Source organism: Brevibacillus sp. IT-7CA2 (assembly GCF_949767855.1).
Taxonomy (GTDB): domain Bacteria; phylum Bacillota; class Bacilli; order Brevibacillales; family Brevibacillaceae; genus Brevibacillus.
The window spans coordinates 563,702-582,038 of record NZ_CATKQT010000033.1; the positions used below are offsets into that span (position 1 = coordinate 563,702).

Annotated in this window: 17 protein-coding genes; 7 read left to right on the forward strand and 10 right to left on the reverse strand. The window is 48.6% G+C overall.

All coding sequences use genetic code 11. From position 1 onward, the window contains the following. Positions 1–59: 59 nt before the first annotated feature. From ACM6JA_RS19285 to ACM6JA_RS19300, 4 genes are all read left to right on the forward strand, one after another. Positions 60–1,157 carry an NAD(P)-dependent alcohol dehydrogenase gene (locus ACM6JA_RS19285; RefSeq protein ID WP_414853632.1) on the forward strand — a complete coding sequence of 366 codons (1,098 nt, stop codon included), beginning with the start codon at positions 60–62 and terminating at the stop codon, positions 1,155–1,157. 18 nt (positions 1,158–1,175) lie between these two features. Next, entirely contained in the window at positions 1,176–2,636 is a 1,461-nt protein-coding gene (locus ACM6JA_RS19290; RefSeq protein WP_414853633.1) for an aldehyde dehydrogenase family protein, read from the forward strand. Positions 2,637–3,321: 685 nt separating this feature from the next. Next, complete coding sequence (locus ACM6JA_RS19295) at positions 3,322–5,259, forward strand: sigma-54-dependent Fis family transcriptional regulator (RefSeq protein ID WP_414853634.1); 1,938 nt, start codon at positions 3,322–3,324, stop codon at positions 5,257–5,259. Positions 5,260–5,346: 87 nt separating this feature from the next. Continuing rightward, the gene (locus ACM6JA_RS19300) at positions 5,347–6,663 is read left to right on the forward strand and encodes a serine hydrolase domain-containing protein (RefSeq protein ID WP_414853635.1); all 1,317 of its coding nucleotides are present in this window, start codon (positions 5,347–5,349) and stop codon (positions 6,661–6,663) included. A 114-nt stretch (positions 6,664–6,777) separates the two neighbouring features. Here the strand turns inward: ACM6JA_RS19300 and ACM6JA_RS19305 are convergent, their stop codons facing one another. Then, the gene (locus tag ACM6JA_RS19305; protein ID WP_414853636.1) at positions 6,778–7,113 is read right to left on the reverse strand and encodes a DoxX family protein; all 336 of its coding nucleotides are present in this window, start codon (positions 7,111–7,113) and stop codon (positions 6,778–6,780) included. Positions 7,114–7,199: 86 nt separating this feature from the next. After that, entirely contained in the window at positions 7,200–7,625 is a 426-nt protein-coding gene (locus ACM6JA_RS19310; protein ID WP_414853637.1) for a MarR family winged helix-turn-helix transcriptional regulator, read from the reverse strand. 208 nt (positions 7,626–7,833) lie between these two features. On the opposite strand from ACM6JA_RS19310, the gene ACM6JA_RS19315 reads away from it, so the two are divergent. From ACM6JA_RS19315 to ACM6JA_RS19325, 3 genes are read left to right on the forward strand one after another with little or no spacing between them, the layout of a single operon-like run. Further along, positions 7,834–9,153 carry an ABC transporter substrate-binding protein gene (locus tag ACM6JA_RS19315; protein ID WP_414853638.1) on the forward strand — a complete coding sequence of 440 codons (1,320 nt, stop codon included), beginning with the start codon at positions 7,834–7,836 and terminating at the stop codon, positions 9,151–9,153. A gap of 18 nt (positions 9,154–9,171) precedes the next feature. Next, a complete protein-coding gene (locus tag ACM6JA_RS19320; RefSeq protein ID WP_414853639.1) occupies positions 9,172–10,122 on the forward strand; it encodes a carbohydrate ABC transporter permease in 951 nt (316 codons plus the stop codon). Next, positions 10,122–10,955, forward strand: a complete 834-nt coding sequence (locus tag ACM6JA_RS19325) for a carbohydrate ABC transporter permease (RefSeq protein ID WP_414853640.1) — start codon at positions 10,122–10,124, stop codon at positions 10,953–10,955. Before ACM6JA_RS19320 ends, ACM6JA_RS19325 begins: the two co-directional genes overlap by 1 nt. Here the strand turns inward: ACM6JA_RS19325 and ACM6JA_RS19330 are convergent. The 8 genes from ACM6JA_RS19330 to ACM6JA_RS19365 form a co-directional block, all read right to left on the reverse strand. After that, positions 10,952–11,830 carry a phosphotransferase family protein gene (locus ACM6JA_RS19330; protein ID WP_414853641.1) on the reverse strand — a complete coding sequence of 293 codons (879 nt, stop codon included), beginning with the start codon at positions 11,828–11,830 and terminating at the stop codon, positions 10,952–10,954. The genes ACM6JA_RS19325 and ACM6JA_RS19330 overlap by 4 nt on opposite strands. 72 nt (positions 11,831–11,902) lie before the next feature. Beyond that, positions 11,903–12,349 (reverse strand): hypothetical protein, encoded by a 447-nt coding sequence (locus ACM6JA_RS19335; RefSeq protein WP_007716070.1) that lies wholly within the window; start codon positions 12,347–12,349, stop codon positions 11,903–11,905. 132 nt (positions 12,350–12,481) lie between these two features. Next, on the reverse strand, positions 12,482–13,375 hold the full coding sequence (locus ACM6JA_RS19340) for a DMT family transporter (RefSeq protein WP_414853642.1): 894 nt from the start codon (positions 13,373–13,375) through the stop codon (positions 12,482–12,484). A gap of 22 nt (positions 13,376–13,397) precedes the next feature. Beyond that, the gene (locus tag ACM6JA_RS19345) at positions 13,398–14,726 is read right to left on the reverse strand and encodes a sodium:solute symporter family transporter (protein ID WP_414853643.1); all 1,329 of its coding nucleotides are present in this window, start codon (positions 14,724–14,726) and stop codon (positions 13,398–13,400) included. After that, the gene (locus tag ACM6JA_RS19350) at positions 14,723–15,427 is read right to left on the reverse strand and encodes a response regulator transcription factor (protein WP_012685281.1); all 705 of its coding nucleotides are present in this window, start codon (positions 15,425–15,427) and stop codon (positions 14,723–14,725) included. The genes ACM6JA_RS19345 and ACM6JA_RS19350 overlap by 4 nt, the downstream gene beginning before the upstream one ends. A 4-nt stretch (positions 15,428–15,431) precedes the next feature. Next, positions 15,432–16,220 (reverse strand): sensor histidine kinase, encoded by a 789-nt coding sequence (locus ACM6JA_RS19355; protein WP_409177877.1) that lies wholly within the window; start codon positions 16,218–16,220, stop codon positions 15,432–15,434. Positions 16,221–16,309: 89 nt separating this feature from the next. Then, the gene (locus ACM6JA_RS19360) at positions 16,310–17,302 is read right to left on the reverse strand and encodes an ABC transporter ATP-binding protein (RefSeq protein ID WP_414853644.1); all 993 of its coding nucleotides are present in this window, start codon (positions 17,300–17,302) and stop codon (positions 16,310–16,312) included. A gap of 2 nt (positions 17,303–17,304) precedes the next feature. Next, positions 17,305–18,327, reverse strand: coding sequence for an ABC transporter ATP-binding protein (locus ACM6JA_RS19365; RefSeq protein WP_414853645.1), 1,023 nt, complete (start codon positions 18,325–18,327; stop codon positions 17,305–17,307). Between the last annotated feature and the right edge of the window lie 10 nt (positions 18,328–18,337).

Sequence of the window (18,337 nt, forward strand, 5' to 3'; positions counted from 1 at the left end):
GTAGGTTAATCCTCGAAAAATGATCGAGTGGTGCGAAGAAATCACCGGAGGGATATTTTATGCAAATGAAAGCTGCTGTTACTCACTCAAAAGGTGAAGAATTTCGTATTGAAACGATTCAACTCGATGAACCTAAGAGCGGAGAAGTTCTGATTCGCGTCGTAGCTTCTGGAATTTGCCACACAGATATGATTGCGCGTGATCAAGAATATCCTGTTCCGCTTCCTGCCGTTCTGGGCCATGAAGGTGCGGGAGTAGTTGAAAAGGTAGGCGAGGGTGTTACTTATGTACAGCCAGGCGATCATGTGGTGCTCGGTTTTGCCCATTGCGGAAAATGCCACTATTGCTTGAGTGGACGCCCGTATGTATGTGAAAGATTTTTCGAGCTGAATTTCCTTGGCAATATGGAAGATGGGACAAAAAGACATCACTGCGAAGAGAAAGGGTTGTCCAACTTTTTCGGTCAGTCCTCCTTCGGAACGTACACGATTGTAAACGAGCGCAATCTGGTGAAAGTAGATAAAGATGTAGATTTGGCTCTTTTGGGACCACTTGGCTGCGGTATTCAAACAGGTAGTGGTACGGTCATTAACAGGCTGAAGCCAGAGGCAGGATCAAGCATTGCCGTGTTTGGTGCAGGAGCGGTTGGGCTTAGCGCGATCATGGCTGCGAATGCAATCGGCTGCGGCACGATCATTGCGGTCGATGTACATGAAAACCGTCTTGAGCTGGCAAAAGAACTGGGTGCGACCCATGTCATTAATGCGCGAAACGTTGATCCGGTAGAAGAGATCAAGAAAATTACCAATGGCGGCGTAAACTATGCAGCAGAAACTGCTGGTCGACCAGGCGTATTGCGTCAAGCTGTCGATGCACTCACATTCTGCGGAGTCGTAGCGCAAATCGGGGCACCACCACTCGGAACCGATGAGAAAATCGATACGAACGACTTGCTCTTGCTCAATAAAACGATTACTGGCGTAGTAGAAGGGGCTTGCGTACCGCGCATTTTCATTCCGCAGTTGATCAATTTGTACAAGCAAGGAAAATTCCCGATGGACAAGCTGGTAAAATTCTATCGTTTCGATGAAATCAACCAAGCGGTAGCCGATTCTCATAGCGGTAAAACAATCAAAGCAATCATCAAGATGGACTAAGCTAGGAGGACACTTCATATGAGCAACATTTTCAACGAGTACACAAAACAATTCATGGATGGCGAATGGCGAGAAGGCAAGAGCCAGAATAGCTATACCAACCGCAACCCATACGATCAATCGGAGCTGGTGAGCATCAAGCTTGCTACGGTTGAAGATGTAGAGCAGGCGTACCAATCTGCAAAAGCAGCACAAAAAGAGTGGGCAAAAACGAATGCGTACGTTCGTTCTGGCATCATTCACAAAATCGCAGAAGTGGTAGAAAAAAAACGTGAGCTGCTCGTGAATATTTTAGTCTCCGAGACAGGCAGCACATTTGCAAAAGCAAACGCGGAAGTTGATTTTGTGGTCGGCGATATCAAGGAATATGCTTCCTTGCCATTACGGATGAAAGGCGAAATCTTGCCTTCCTTCATTCCGGGCAAAGAAAACCGCGTCTACCATCTGCCAGTTGGAGTAGTAGGTGTAATCAGCCCGTTTAACTTCCCACTGTACTTGTCTATCCGTGCCATCATCCCTGCTCTGGCTACTGGTAACGGCGTTGTAGTCAAGCCGGATCTGCAAACATACATCTCTGGTGGATTGGTCATTGCGAAGCTGCTTGAAGAAGTTGGACTGCCAAAAGGCTTGTTTAACGTAGTCGTTGCAGATATTGCAGAAATCGGCGATGCCATGATCGAAAATCCGATTCCAAAAGTCATTTCCTTCACAGGCTCTTCCGCTGCTGGTCGTCGAATCGGCGAAATCTGTGGCAGAAACTTGAAGAAAGCTTCTTTGGAATTAGGCGGAAACAACGTGATGATTGTCCTGGAAGATGCAGATGTCGAGCAAGCAGCAAGTGCGGCTGTCTTCGGTAAATTCCTCCACCAAGGACAAGTTTGCATGGCGTTGAACCGCATTATCGTTCATCGCAAAATCTATAATCAATTTATTGACGCTTTCGCGAAAAAAGCTTCCGTCATCCAAGCGGGCAATCCAGCAGACCCGAATACCTTTGTCGGTCCGCTTATTAACGAAAGACAAGTGGATAAAATTCAAGGCTTGGTCGATCAAGCAATCGCGGAAGGTGCGCGTGTCATCAAACGCGGTGAAGTAAATGGCACATTGATGGAGCCGGTGATTCTGGCAGATGTCACGAATGATATGGCGACAGCTAAGAATGAAGTTTTCGGTCCTGTTGCCAATATTTTGCCGGTGGATAGCGAAGAGGAAGCAATCCGCATGGCAAACGAAACAGATTTTGGCTTGAGCGGATCTTTGTTTACACGCGATTTGGAGCATGGCGTAGAAGTGGCTCTGCAAATCGAAACAGGTATGATGCATATCAACGATCAAAGCATCAACACCGAGCCGAACGTACCATTTGGTGGAGAAAAATCATCCGGCTTGGGACGCCATGGCAGCGACTGGTCTCTGCATGAGTTTACGTCTCCGCGCTGGGTATCCGTTCAGAAGGAAACTCGTCCGTTTCCGTTTTAATCATGAAATGTCAAATCCCCTCGGTTCAAAAGACCGAAGGGATTTGTTTTTTGTTTGAGTAGCTGTAGTGGGGGGAAGAAGCGCATTTCCAGTCTACGCTTCGGCCTCCGCCCCGCAAGGGGGATTGACTGCCCACTCCGGAATAAATGGCGGGAGCGCTTCAAACCAGAAAACGTTCCAACGTTTTTGTATGTGATAAAAGCTGAAATTCCCCGCCATTTATTCCGGAGCTGGGTTGGGCTCCAGAGGCGCTTGGACTGGAAATGCGCTTCTTCTACGCAGCTTTTGTCAAAGTCTTTGTTCGTTTATTCATGAGAGGATGCAATGATCTCGCAAGCTTTGCATCGAAGTATCTTCCTAAGCTTAATCTGAGCAATAATCTTTTAAGTGAGTAAAACGACCCAAGCTGGTAAGAGAAAAAAGAAGAAATTAGCGAAAGTCTTTGGGATACCAACCGAAGCGCAATGGAAAAAAGGAAACCTGCCTGTAGCGTCCACCTCTGAGATGCTTCGTAGATGCGCGACTTTGGACGCGGGTTTCTTTTTTTCCATGGAGCTGGGCAGGGATGACCCCGTAGCAGGTAGCCCAAGAACTTGAGCGTTTTCTTCTTTTTTCTCCCCACCACTACAGCCCGACATAGAGGTATAATAAAAGAAGGAGAGATAACTAGATGGGAGGGTAGGCTATGTACAAAAATCGGATGAATGCCAGAGATACGTTTCTCTCTGCCGGACAAGTGAAGGCTGATGTTCCCGTCAGTATTTCAGAGTCGTGGAGCAGGAGCCTGTCCTATAAAATCGATCCGAATTTGCGAAAAACGCCTGAAGTACTCAACCAAATGGATGTCCACATGCTACAGGAATCCAGCTTGTTATACCATGCATATCAATCGATTATTCCAAAGATCCAATCTTTCATTCATACAAAATACTCCATCATGTTAGCAGATCATAAAGCGAGATTACTCCATGTCAATGCCGACCACCAATTGATGGAGTTGTTAACCAGCTTCAATGCAGTTCCAGGCGGAGTGTGGAGCGAAGAGCTATGCGGAACGACCGCGTTCGGCACCACCCTCGTGGCGGGGCAGCCAGTCGTCATCCATGATGCACAACACTTTTGTGAGAGCTGGCAAAACATTTCCTGCGCGGGTGTGCCAATTTTTCATCCGATCACGAAACAGGTGATTGGCGTATTGGATTTGACGAGCTTTGCAGAAGACTTTCCTGCCCATGCCTTGGTTTTAACGCAAACGGTTGCGAAAAGCATGGAGATGGAGATTTTCAATCAGCTTCAAATTCATCGACTGTATCTCGAAAATACGTTTTTAGAAAAAGAGCTGTCCATTACCAACGATTTACTGGTGGCCATTGATTTGGAAGGGCAGATCGTACGGAGCAATGATCCGACTACGAGCGACCAGCAGGAGTGGTGCAACAGACTCGACTGGCAGCGCTTCTTCCAATCCTGTCAGGAGCAATCCGACCTTTCCTTGTTATCCACAATCGTTCCGGCTGAGCGGCCTTTGCCTTTTTCTCCCGATCCTGCTACAGGCAGACTTCAGCTCGTGTACTACAAAAATCGGATGATCGGTGCGCTTATTCAAATGCGCCGCCAACCTGCGCGTTCTGCGAAAATCGTTGAAATTGCCGACAATCCATCCCAAAACCGTGGACTGCCTATCAAGGGAACTGCGAAAGAAATGGTGGGAGAGTCACCTCAATGGCTTGGGTTGCTGCAAAAATTGGACAAGGTAGCTGGGCGTGATATGTCTGTGCTCTTAATTGGGGAAAGCGGAACGGGGAAAGAAGTGCTATCCCAGTACATTCACGACCATAGCTTGCGAAGACATAAGCCTTTTGTTGCGGTAAACTGCGCCGCTTTTGCCCATGATCTGGTCGCGAGCGAATTGTTTGGCTATGCGCCGGGGACGTTTACGGGCGGCTTGAAGGAAGGGAAAGTGGGGCTGTTTGAAGTTGCGGACGGGGGCACCTTGTTCCTGGATGAAATCGCGGAGCTCCCATTACCCATTCAGGCGATGCTGCTGCGTGTATTGCAGGAGAAGCAAGTGACCCGCATCGGAGAATACAAAGCTCGTCCTTTAGACATTCGGATCGTCGCTGCTAGCAATAAGGACCTGAAAAGAATGGCTGACGCCGGACAATTCCGTTTGGATCTCTATTACCGGTTGAATTCGATAGAACTAAAAGTCCCACCACTGCGCGAGCGAAAAGAAGACATCGTCCCGATGGCGGAACACTTTTTGGGCGCACAGAGGCACGGATCATTTGCATATCGCTTGATGCCCGACACGATGGACGCACTGCGACTGTACGATTGGCCAGGAAATGTCCGTGAGCTGAAAAATGCGATCGAGCATGCTGTCGTCTTTTCGGAGGATGACCGAATCTTCCCATGGCATATACCGGATATGATCCAGGAGTCAACAGGGACAACGGAAGACAGCAAACGGCTTTTGCAGCCCACGCCGCTAGATGATGAACGTACGCAAATCGTGGAAGCATTGAACGACAGCCGCTACAACTACACAAAGGCAGCCAAGCTGCTGGGGATTTCCCGGGGCACGTTGTACAATAAAATGAAAAAATATGAGATTACGTAGAAAAGGAGTGTTCCTAAGGCATGTTGAATGGCTTTTGGAACACTCTTTTTGCTAGCTAGAATCTATAGCCAAAGGTAGGGGAATGGAATGGACTACGCAAGCGTTTCAGCTCTGGAAGCATTTGTGCAGCAGTTCATGGAGAAGGAAAAGGTGCCGGGGCTCTCCATTGGCATCTCCCGGGATGGTGAGACCATCTATCAAAAAGGCTTTGGTGTCACCGATCTGGGGACGAATCAGTCAGTAACACCCGAGACCATTTTCGGCATTGCTTCGGTTACCAAATCGTTTACGGCTGCTGCCATCATGCAGCTCGTAGCAGAAGGCCAGCTGTCTGTTGACGACTCAATTCGCAGCTATTTGCCTGATTTACAAGTAAAGGGGGACATACATACTGACAAAATCACGATTCACCATTTGCTCTCCCACACTTCAGGTGTTCCACCGCTGCTGCGCCGTGAAGAACTGACGAGACTGCCCGAGCATATTGCCTATTTGAACGAAGTCCATTTTGCTCCCCTTGGTGTGCCGGGTGAGTATATCAGTTACAGTAACGACATGTTTCTCCTGCTAGGAGCTATTATCGAGCGTGTCACTGGGCAGCGCTACCGTACCTATGTAACAGAACGCCTGCTAGCGCCGCTCGAAATGAACCGCTCGACCTATAACCTGGAAGAAGTCGCTCTCTTTTCCGATGTCTCCGTCCCTTATGTCAAAGGGGAGGAGCAACAACTAAAAAAAGTGCCGTGGCCCACGCTCGGCAACTATGAAGTGGGGGGAGGCATCCGCTCCAATGTCGTTGATTTGCTGAAATACGGTCAGCTCTATATCAATGCCGGTCGCTATAAAGAGAAGCAGGTAGCAGATGGAGCCTCGCTTAGAGCCATGTGGCAGCCGGTTCATCGACTGACAAAAGACGCCTGGTACGGATATGCGCTCAAAACAACGCCCAATTATGCAGGAATAACGCTAGTTGAGCATGGGGGCGGTCAGCCAGGGGTGTCGTCGAACTTCGGGTTTGTACCAGAAAAAGGTCTAGTCGTCACTGTTCTTTCTAACCTGGAAAACGTGCCGATCCAGGGCGTATGGCTGGCTGCTGTGAATGCTGCCCTTGGTTTACCGCTTGCATATAAAGAAGACGAAGCCCCGCTTTATTCGCCAACGAGAGAAGAGCTAGAGAAGCTCGTCGGGACGTACACGTCAGGGGAAGGCGGAAGATTGCGACTCTTCCTTCGAGACGATGCTCCTGTTGCAGAGGTAGCTGGTATGGAGTACGAGTTACGGGCCAGCAGCCACGATACGCTGATCGACGTACAAAACGGTCAACCGCTGCACTTCTTTTTCAAAAAACAGCAGCATGCATGGGCGGTCCTCATGGGGCTGAGGATGCTTTGTAGGAGCGAGTAGGTCTAGACTGACTCAATAAATGAAGCAGCGGCGAGCTAAGACATGGTAATAAAGTCTTGGACTCGCCGCTGTTATGACTGTATCCTCAGTTTGGTTGGTATTCCCCTGCCTAGACTAAAAATGATACGTCGAGATTAAAAAGGACAGAAAGCAAAGAACGAGCGCCGGTATTGCTTTTGGAAAAGGATCTCTAGCAATCACAAGTAGGATGAAGGCAGCTACCAACATGGTCACGCCTAAAAGTAATCCTGATAGTAATGCAGCGATCGAAAACCATATTCCAACAATCAAGCCAATGGAACTGATGATTTCAATAAAGCCAGTTAAGAAGTTAAAGATGGGAGGGAGTCCAAATCGATCAAACTCATTCGCCATTTTACCGGAAATAATTTTTGTACCTGTAAACATAAAGAAGATCGCAACAATGACTTGCAAAACGATTAGGATCATGACGGCTTCCTCACTTTCGTTATTCCGTATTAAACTAAATGTATGCTATAGCATGTATTTAATGGAGAAAGTATCTGCCTCTCCATTTATTCATCTTTTACTACTTGATATAGTTTGTCGAGCAATGCATGCAATTCCGCAATCTCTACATCGGTAAGGTTTTGCGTTACATGGATATGCGCTTCGGTAACGACGGGTAGAAGCTTTGATTTTAGCTCCATCCCTTTGTCACTCAGCAACAAGTTATGAGAGCGTTTATCCGCGTCATTTAAAGTGCGAATGACGATTCCCTTTTTTTCAAGCGAGTAAATCATTCTGACGACTGTGGTTTGATCGCGGTCAATAGCATCCGAAAGATCCTTTTGTGTTATCGCTCTTTCTCCATCCATTACACTAAGAATTCCCCATTGCTCTGGCGTGATCTCAAATTGTTTTAACCTCTTCTTAAAATAGTTCGTCATTTTCATATCTGTACGGTGAAGAAGAAATCCAGTCAGATTGAATAATTCCATAGAAAATCCAAACTCCTTCGTTTACATGCTGTAGCATATAAAATGCTAACTTATTTGACCCAGTTAGTCAAATAAATAGTGTCGGGAAAGCCTCACTGAAAAAAGAGTAAAGAAAACGAAAAAACTGGTAAAAATATTAAAACTCATAATTCAGAATATTTAATATAATACGAACTGTCTTACAAAAAGATCATGAGGGGGTTCGTGTATGGGATTTCGTTCCTGGATTTCTGTGGCGCTCCAATTAACGATTGCGACAGCATTGCTTGTAGGCTGTAGTCAGCCAGCGGCCACTCCAGACTCAGCAGCGTCGTCAGGTGCGAATGGCGTCACGCTAAAAATGGTCGAGAGCATTACTAGCCCACAACGAACTGTGCTGTTAAAAGAAATGCTAGCCCAGTTTGAAGCGAAGAATCCGGGGATCAAAGTCGATCTGATTTCACCTCCATTTGAAGGAGCGGATCAGAAGATCACACAGATGCTGATGGCAAAAGAAGAGCTGGACGTACTAGAGGTTCGCGAATTCAATGCCAAGCAGTTTTCGATGAACGGCTTTATTGAAAATTTGAAGCCCTACACAGACAAATGGCAAAATTACGATCAACTGACCGATGTCGCCAAACGTCGAGCCACCTGGGTGGACAAAACTCCTTATTACATTCCGAATGGACTGTACCAGCGCGTCTTGTATTATCGGACGGATTGGTTTAAGGAAGCAGGGATCGAGGTGCCGAAGACGTGGGATGAGCTCTTGGTCGCAGCTAAAAAGTTGACGGACCCGGCCAAAAACCGCTACGGGTACAGCTTCCGGGGAGGTGCGACCGGGTGGGATTACGCGTTGATCACCATGTGGGCCTATAACGGGACAGAGGTTGACCCTGACTCAGCCTTTTTCATGAAGGATGGACGCACGCTCTTCTCCACGCCGCAATCACTGGAAGCGATGCAGTATTACAAACAGCTTTACAAGGAAGCCTCACCAAAAGATTCGGTGAGCTGGGGCTTTCAGGAGATGGTACAGGGCTTTGTAGCGGGTTCGACTGCCATGCTGATTCAAGACCCTGACGTTATCGATGGAGCCAAAGAGAAGATGCAGGAAGGGACGTGGGCGACCGCTCCGATTCCGTTTGGTCCTTCAGGTGTCGCGCAACAAGTAGTCGGTGGACCAGGCTGGGGGATGGCTTCGTACTCGAAGCACAAGGAAGAGGCGTGGAAGCTGATTGAATTCCTCTCTGATCCTGAACAGAGCACTCATTTTGCGAAAAAGACTTCCACGATTCCCGTCGTGAAAAGCGCGGCAGAAGATGAGTTTTACAAGTCAGGTTACTTCCAGCCGTTTATTGAGATGAGCCAGCAGCCAACGAAATTCCTCGATGTTTCACGTCCTGTGGATTACAAAGGCTGGGGAGCTTGGCAAAGCACGGCGGATAAAGATATTCAAAGCTTTTTGCTCGATCAGCTCACCGCAGAGGACCTATTGAAAAAATGGGATCAATACTGGATGAAAGAAAAAGCCGAGCGAAAGTAGACGTGGGGGGATGGTAGCTTGGACACACAAAAACCCATCGTCATGACGACGAAGCAGGTTGTGCCGGAAGGGAAGAAATCGTTCCAGATATCCAAAGAAGGTCGCTTTATATTTTTGTGCCTATTGCCCGCCCTTTTGTTTGTTTCGGTCTTTACGTATTATCCACTCGCGCGTGGAATCATCATGTCTTTTCAGAACTACACGCTCTTTGACTTGATGAATATTCAGTTCATCGGGCTGGACAACTTCGTGAACGTTCTGACAAGCCCAGACTTCCCGCGAGTTGCCATGAACAGCTTTTACTGGGTGTTTTTCTCGCTCGTTTTTCAATTGCTGTTTGGCTTCATGCTGGCGCTCTTGATGCGCAAAAAATTTCGCGGGAGAGGGATTTACCAGGCATTTGTCTTTTTCCCGTGGGCGATGTCCGGCTTTCTGATTGGGTTGATTTGGCGGTGGATGTTCAATGCTCAGTTTGGCGTCATTAACGATTTGCTCTTGAAAACAGGTCTGATCGATGCGCCGATCTCCTTTTTGGCGGATGGCACTTGGGCGATGGCTGCTGTCATTATCGCGAATATTTGGTATGGCGTCGCGTTTTTTGCCATCATGATTCTGGCTGCGTTGCAATCGATCCCAGAGGAGCTGTACGAAGCGGCGGCGATGGACGGAGCGGGACGGATTCAGCAGTTTTGGAGAGTGACGCTGCCGTATATCATGCCCACGATGCTGGTGACGATCCTGTTGCGGGTCATCTGGATTCTCAACTTCCCGGACATTATTTACGCGATGACGAATGGAGCTCCAGCAGGCTCCACGCATATATTCGCTACCTACATGATCGATAAAGTCATCTTTGGACAAGACTACGGGCAAGCCTCGGCAGTGGGTGTCATCATCGTGCTGATTTTGATGTTATTCACGATCTTTTACGTGAAAGCGACCAAAGTAGAGAAGGGAGGGGACTTCTGATGCACCGTGAACATCTAGGGTGGAGGACTGTCAGAGCGATTGTATTGACCTTGTTTCTTGCATTCGCGATTTTCCCGCTGTATTGGATTATCATTACGTCGCTCAAAGGTCAAAAGGAAATCTTTTCGCTCCCGATTCAATATTGGCCGGAACAGGTGACACTGATCAACTACTTGGAGATTTTTCAGATTTCCCACTTTCAGGTATATATCTGGAACAGCTTTCTCGTTTCCTTGGTCGCTTCGGCTATGGTCGTGTTCATCTCGATGCTCGGCGGCTACGTGTTGGCCCGCTTTTCGTTTAAAGGGAAGCGGCAGGTGATGTTCGGATTTCTCGTCACCCAAATGATCCCGATGTTCATTGGCATGGCGCCGTTGTACATGATGATGTCCAAGATGCACATCTTAAACAGCCTGTTTTCGTTGATGCTCATCTACACGGTCATGCTAATTCCATTTTGTACGATCATCATGTCTGGCTTTTTCCAACGGATACCCAACGCCTTGGAGGAAGCAGCGATGATGGACGGCTGTTCCCGGTTGAGCGCCCTGTTTCGCGTCATCGTGCCGATCATGCTCCCCGGAATTGCGGCCACGTTTATTTTCGCCTTTGTGCAATGCTGGAACGAGCTGATTATGGCAGTTCTGTTCATTGATGAAGAGTCGGTCAAAACGATTCCCGTCGCGATGAATGCCTTCATCAAAAAGTACGACATCGAGTGGGGAGCGATGTCGGCAGCTACGGTGCTGTCAGTCATCCCGACGATGCTGCTGTTTGCCTTTTGCCAAAAGTACTTGGTGGAAGGGCTCACACAAGGTGCCGTAAAAGGCTAGAGGTAGTCACGCATGCCAGCTTGGTACGCTGCCTCATCGTCGTTTTCCAGACCAAACAGCGCTTCTTCCAAAGCAAAAGTACTGCGGTAAAATCGCATCCTTGTCATCACCTGCTCAAGCTGGGGGTACACCGGAGTGAAATGCTGCAAAAACGGTTCCCCGTAGCTTGCGCAGAGTCCTGCGAGGTCGTATGCCGGATCGCCCACACCCGAGCCGCCAAAGTCGATGATGCCTGTGATGCGTTGTTTTGCCGGGGAGTACAAGATATTCCCTGTGCCGAAATCTCCGTGAGTCAGGCAAGGCTGAAAATCAAAGTGGGCGGGGTCAGTCAGGTATGCTTCAAACCGCTCTGCTACTTCCTTTTTCGCTTGCTCACGCATGGCTGGGAACAATTGCGATACAATCTGTTCATACAGCTCAGTCAACTGCTTGGCCATGTCAAAATGGCCAGGGATAAGCTCCGGGAGCAAGGAAGAGACGGGTAGCTGGTGCAGTTCATGAAGAAATTGTGCCAGCTGGGCAGCGACAGTCGGTACGGAATTTTGACGAGAGGCTGCTTGAAAAGCTTCTCGAGTAAGTGGCTCACCTTCGAGTAGCGGATATCCGGCAAACACCCGCCCAGGTATTTCCTCGGCAAAGGACAAATAGATTGGAGCCGGAATCGGCAGGGAGAGATATGGTTTTACCGTACGTAAAATGTTCGTTTCGACCTTCAGTTGCTCGATTCCGGCGGTATATTTCGGGAAGCGAAACACGTACGCGTCATTGACGATGAGCACATCATTGTTTTGGCCCATTTCGTTAAAGTAGGCGGAAGTGATGGTCCATTCTGGATACGTTGCTTGAATGTATTGGATATACGCTTGCGTTGTCATCATGATTCTCCTTCCAATACCCCGCATTTCGAAAAAAGAGCACTCTCCCCAAAGGAAAGTGCTCTTTCGTATTTACGATGCTGCCAGTTCAAATCTGACGAGCGTTTCTTTGGTGTCCGCGAGCTTTTCTAGTTCAACAATTCGCCAGTTATGGGAGATTGTCCTGCGCATCCACGCCAATGCATCGTCTGGTAAGCGAACGTGGTGCAGCGCTGTTTCCTCGACTTGATAATCGCTTTCCGCCTGGATGTTGTAGCGTTTGTTCAGCAAAAATTTGATCCCGTTAAAAGTGGTGAACTTGATCTGGTAGCCTTCGCGAATCGCAGCTTCCAGCGTAGAGGGATCATTTTTGGACAGTTCAAAGAGATGGGTGTAATCGTACTTACCGCCCTCCACGTCCGAAAAAGGCGCAGAGTCACCAGTTCTCAGCTTGTGGATGATTTCTTCATCGACGAATCCATGGGCACGGGCTGCCTCTAACAGCATCGTTTCCCACTGGGATAGTTTTACGGTAGACATGGACTGTCCCTCCTCTTATCACGATGTAACGGTACAGACTCGCCCGCTTTCTTCTAGTATAAAGCAATGAAATTGTACTTCTCAACTACAATTCCGACTGTTTTAGTATGAAAATGCGGCGAACTGCTTTGCTCAGGATGAAAGTGAGGAGAGGTTCTTCTTTTCACGCGGCTCCTTGGAAGTTGTGGTCAAAGTCACGCCCGCGATGATGAGAATCGCACCGAAAAACTGTACGGCTGTTACAGGCTTTGCCAGCAATAATAAGCCAAAAAGCATGGCAATAAATGGTTCCAGATTGGCAAACATCGCGGCTTTGGCAGCGCCCACCTTCTGTAGTTGACAGTTCCAGATTAAGCTTACAATGCCGTGCATGACGACAGCGGTAACAAACAAGAGAAGCCAGGATGAGAGGCTGGTGCTTACCGTGGCCGTAGGGATGCTGATCAGGACAAAAGGCAGCATCGATCCGAAGCCGATCAAATTGGATACGAGTGTCGTCACGAGTGGAGGGAGTCGATGTCCTAACAACCTGACGAGTATGATCGAGGTAGCGAACGTCAGCATCGTCAATACAATCCAGAGGATACCGACATCAAAATGCAGCTCTGCCCCTGTATAAATGACGAATAAAACGCCTGATGTTCCGATCACCGAACCGATTGCCATGCGGCCAGTCAGCGATTCTTTCAAGAACAAGGCAGCCAAGAGAGCCGTTGTAATCGGCGTTAGCGCCAGGATCAGGGCAGAGGTGGTCGGATCAGCTGTAACGAGCCCTTTATAGAAGGACCACTGGTTGATGAATACGCCGACAACTCCCAGTACCGCGAGCAAGATCCAGTCCGTACGAGAGAGCTTTGGCATTTTCAGACGTCCTCTGGACCAGATGAGTAGAAACAACACGATAAACAAGAGACGCATAGCAGACAAAAAGAGCGGAGAAAACTCGGCGACGAGCATTTTACCGAAGACGAAATTGCTGCCCCAAGCGGTTACGCAAAAAATGAGCAGCAAGTAGGAGCGTAGCATAGGATTCGTTCCTTCCTGTGGGTCAGCGAGTGTGATCCGGCGTTCGGATGTACCGTTTCCATAGCCAGGTCATGAACAAGTAGGCCGTTAAGACCAGAGCTGTACATAAGGAGGCAATCCAGATTGCCATCATCGGATCGACGTACATCCGGCTGCTATAGCCTGCGACGAATCCCAATACTGCGCTGATCAAAATGAAAGTAGGTGCCTTCCCCTTCGTCAACACGATGACGACGACAGGCAAAAACAGCGAGGCATAAATAATGCCAAAGAAGAACAGCAAATCCAGCAAGGTCGGCTGGAAGTAGATCGTCAAACCATACGAAAGCGCGCCGATGGCAATGGCAAGGATGTAGCCTAAACGGATTTTTTGCCGTTCAGAAGCGTCTGGGCGGAACAGCTGATAGACATTGTTGACCATCAGACTGATCATGGAATGAAGACCTGCACCAAAAGCGGACATGATCGCACCAAAGGCACAGAGGACAAATAATACAAGCAATATCATCGTGTCAATCTTGCGTACGAGATCAAACAACAGCGAGTAAATATCATCAAAGCCGCCCGTAAAAAGAACGATGATGATCAGCGAGGAAAACGCCAGTGGAACGGTGGCAAAAATTAGTCCGGACACCAGAAAGGTAGGGACGATCTTTTTCTCTTCCATCATATAGAGCCGCTGCCACGATGCCTGATCGACAAACACTTGACCAAACCCAATCAACAGCCCGGTAATGATAAAAAAAAGACCCTCGTTGTTGTTGAGCACCAGAAGGTAAGGATGGTAAAGGCGCAGTCCGTTATAGACGTGCTCGACACCTTTTCCGACGAAAAAGTAGACGGGAATCAGGATGATGGCCGCAAACGTAATGACAATTTGCACGATGGCAAAACGATGGATCGAGTGGATTCCTCCGATGCCTGCAAACAGCACACAAAATCCAAAAAAGCAGAGCAAGCCGAGCGGGATCGGTAAACCAAACAAGATGTTCAGCAATACGCCACCAGCCATTCCCTGGACGAACATCGCTTCAATCGTGGTAATCAAAAGGATGATGATCATCAGCCAGTAACCAAACGGATGTAGCTTGTCCCGCATGTAATCCCCGATGGTCATTCCTTCTGACAACTCACAGCGGACCTTACGTCCAAGCAGTCCAAACATACTGAGGGCAAATGCTCCCATCAAAGCGAAGCCGATCCCGCCAAATATCCCGTATTTGACGAGTGCTTCCGGTGAACCGAATATTGTGTTTCCGGTCACCCAGCGGGCGAGGATCGAGACGACCCCAAGCCCAATGCCGATCTTTGCTGCACCTACCACGTATTCGCGAAACGATAAGTAGGTCAAGATGCATTCCCCTTGTCCCGGTATTCTTTCGGGGTTTTCCCCACTACCTTGCGAAAAATGGTGCTGAAATAGTGTTGGCTGTTGAAGCCAGTCCGCTCAGCAACCGTCGATATGCTCCAATCAGGATGAGCGATCAGGAACTTCTTCGACATTTGAATGCGGTACTGCATTAAATACTCGGAAAATGAGACGCCTACTTCTTCATGAAAACGGCGGCTCAAATACGTCGGATTGATATGGACCTCTGCGGCAAGATCAGCCAAATTCAGCTTCTCCGCGAATTTTTGATGAATGATATTCATCGCATCAGAAATAATTCGGGTGTAAGCGGAGAGGGCAGGGCTCTTCTGATATTTTTTCAGAATGTCGACCAGCTCGCTCTCAATGACGGGCTTCGTGATGTAATCCACGACACCGAGGCGGATCGATTGCTTGGCATAATGAAAATCTTGATAAGCCGTTACAATGATGAGCTCGATGTCTTTGTGCTGCGCTCTCAGCTCTTCGCCAAGCACCAGCCCGGATTTCCCCGGAAGATTAATGTCCAGAAAGGCGAGATGAAGAGGAACCTTCTGGCTGATCGCCATGGCCCTGCTGCCATCTGCGGCCTTGTAGAATTTCCACAAGGGGAACATGGGCTGAATCAAATATTCGAGTTGGTCCAGCTCCAACGGTTCGTCATCCACGAGTAGTACGTTCATCTTCTCACCTCAGATCGATTTGTTCATACGTACAGGGCCACCTGACAGACACAAGAGTTCCTCCCTCAGATATCGGAGCAAGCTCCAGATGTGCATGATCACCAAAACAAAGGTGGAGCCGCCTGCGGATGTTGTCTAACCCGTGACCGCTCTCCTCATGTGGCTGTTCAGTTTCGATCTCACTTTCATTCTGGAATGCTGTGAGTCCGGAAGAACCGTTGTCGATGACCGTAAGCAGGACATCGTCATCTTTTCGGCTTATGCGGATGTCTAAGATAGCTTCGCCCATTTTTCGTTCCAATCCATGCTTAAATGCGTTTTCCACAAGCGTCTGCAAGACGAATGGCGGAATGGATGCTTGCAAGAGATCATCTGCACAATCTAGCTGAATACGGAGCCGATCGCCGAAACGCAGCTTTTGAATCTCCAAATATTGTTCCGTGTACGTAATCTCCCGCGCCAATGAAATCAACGGCTCTGTGGATTTATATTTGAATTTGAGAAACTGGGAGAGGACTTCGAGCGCTCTCACCAGTTCCTTCGTTCGGTTCAATCGCGCCAGACTCAGAATGACATTTAGCGTATTAAACAAGAAGTGCGGCTGGATTTGTTGATTTAACTGATTGTAAAGCGCTTGCTGCAACTCTTTTTCCAGCTCGATCTTCAGATTCTTGTTTTCTAACAGATCAATCCGCTTCTCGAAAATGAACAGAAACAATAAAGCAATAGCTCCTATGATAGGAGCCAAAATAAACAGCAGAATGAGCAATGTGAAACCTTCGAAGCTTATCATGAGATCCCTTCTGTATGGATAGATTTTGCAGTTATCATCATATCATGCTGTTTCGTGATCTCTTGCGTTTTTAGAAAATTTTAATCTCTCTATTGTACCAAGTGGCAGGCTACGTGATGTGTATCGTGCAGGCTTGTAAGTCCGGGCATTTCTGTTTTGCAGCGATCAATCGCATACGGGCAACGCGTATGGAAGCGGCAGCCCTGTGGAGGATTGATCGGAGAAGGTACATCTCCACGCAGAATGATTCGCTCCTGCTTTTTGTTAACGTCCGGCACCGGGATCGCAGACAAGAGTGCCTGTGTGTAAGGATGCTGCGGGTTGTCGAACAGCGACTTTTTATCCGCGATCTCTACCACTTTACCGAGGTACATCACCATGACGCGATCCGAGATGTGACGAACGACGCCGAGGTCATGGGAGATAAACAAATACGTCAGCTTGAACTGCCTTTGCAACGATTTCAGGAGATTCAACACTTGCGCCTGAATGGATACGTCGAGTGCCGATACGGCTTCGTCACAAATGATCAGCTTTGGTTGCATCGCGAGGGCACGGGCAATCCCGATTCGTTGGCGTTGTCCACCGCTGAACTCATGCGGGAAACGGTCAATTTGATCCGGACGCAAACCTACATAGCCGAGCAGCTCGATAATGCGCTCGCGGCGTTGATGCGCAGGTACGATATTTTGGATCGCCAACGCTTCCCCGAGAATAGCGGATACAGATTGGCGCGGGTTGAGCGAAGCAAATGGGTCCTGGAAAATGACCTGCAAATGCTTGCGCATGTCGCGCATTTGCTTCTTGGACATCGCCAGCAGATCTTGTCCCTCGAATAGTACCGTTCCGCTCGTCGGTTCATCCAGACGGAGGATGGCACGACCGGTAGTGGATTTGCCACAACCGGATTCGCCTACAATACTCAGTGTTTCACCTTCATAGATCGTGAAGCTAATGTCATCCACGGCTTTTACATGGTTGACGGTACGGCCTAAAATGCCGCCTTTGATCGGGAAGTGCTGCTTGAGATTTTTTACTTCGAGCAGTGGTTTTTTCGTTGGATTCGCTTGTGTCGTCATCATGGTCATACCCCCACTTCCGTAGCAGTCTTGGTGTCGCCGTCCCACTCAGACGTATACATCCAGCAGCGTACTTTGCTTCCGTCTGCATACTCCAAGAGCTCAGGAAGCTTCGTATTGCACAGTTCTGTTGCATGCGGGCAACGTGGAGCGAATCGGCATCCAACTGGCATGTTGAACGGACTTGGTACATTCCCTTTAATCGCTTGCAGCTCTTCCACGTCCTCATCAAGACGGGGGAGGGAGTTCATCAGCCCTACTGTATAGGGATGGCGTGGATTCGCGAACAGGTTTTGTGCAGTCGTGTACTCCACGACTTTTCCTGCGTACATGACTGCAACGCGATCGCATGTTTCAGCAACAACGCCAAGATCGTGGGTAATCATAATAATGCTCATGCCCATTTCGACTTGCAGCTTTTTCATCAGCTCGAGAATCTGAGCCTGAATGGTAACATCCAAAGCTGTCGTCGGTTCATCCGCGATCAAAATTTCCGGGCGGCAGGCGAGAGCCATCGCGATCATGACGCGTTGGCGCATACCACCAGACAATTCATGCGGCTCTTGAGTCGCGCGTTTTTCCGGGGAAGGAATACCGACCAGACGCAGCATGTCGACTGCTTTGTCCCACGCTTCTTTACGTCCCATGTTTTGGTGCAGACGCAATACCTCTGCGATTTGTTCCCCAACCGAATAAACCGGATTAAGCGAGGTCATTGGCTCTTGGAAAATCATCGAAATCTCGTTGCCGCGGATCGAGCGCATGTCTGACTCGGATTTCTTCGTCAGGTCTTGCCCTTTGAAAAGGATTTCTCCTCCTACAATTTTTCCCGGAGGGCTGGCAATCAAACGCAGGATCGAGAGGGAAGTGATACTTTTTCCACAGCCCGATTCTCCTACCAGACCTAGTGTCTCTCCTCTATTAAGAGAGAAATCAACGCCGTCCACTGCTTTACTGACGCCATCGTCTGTGAAAAAATGCGTTTGCAGATTGCGAACGTCCAGGATGATATCTTGTTGTTCCGGCATGGTGATCCCT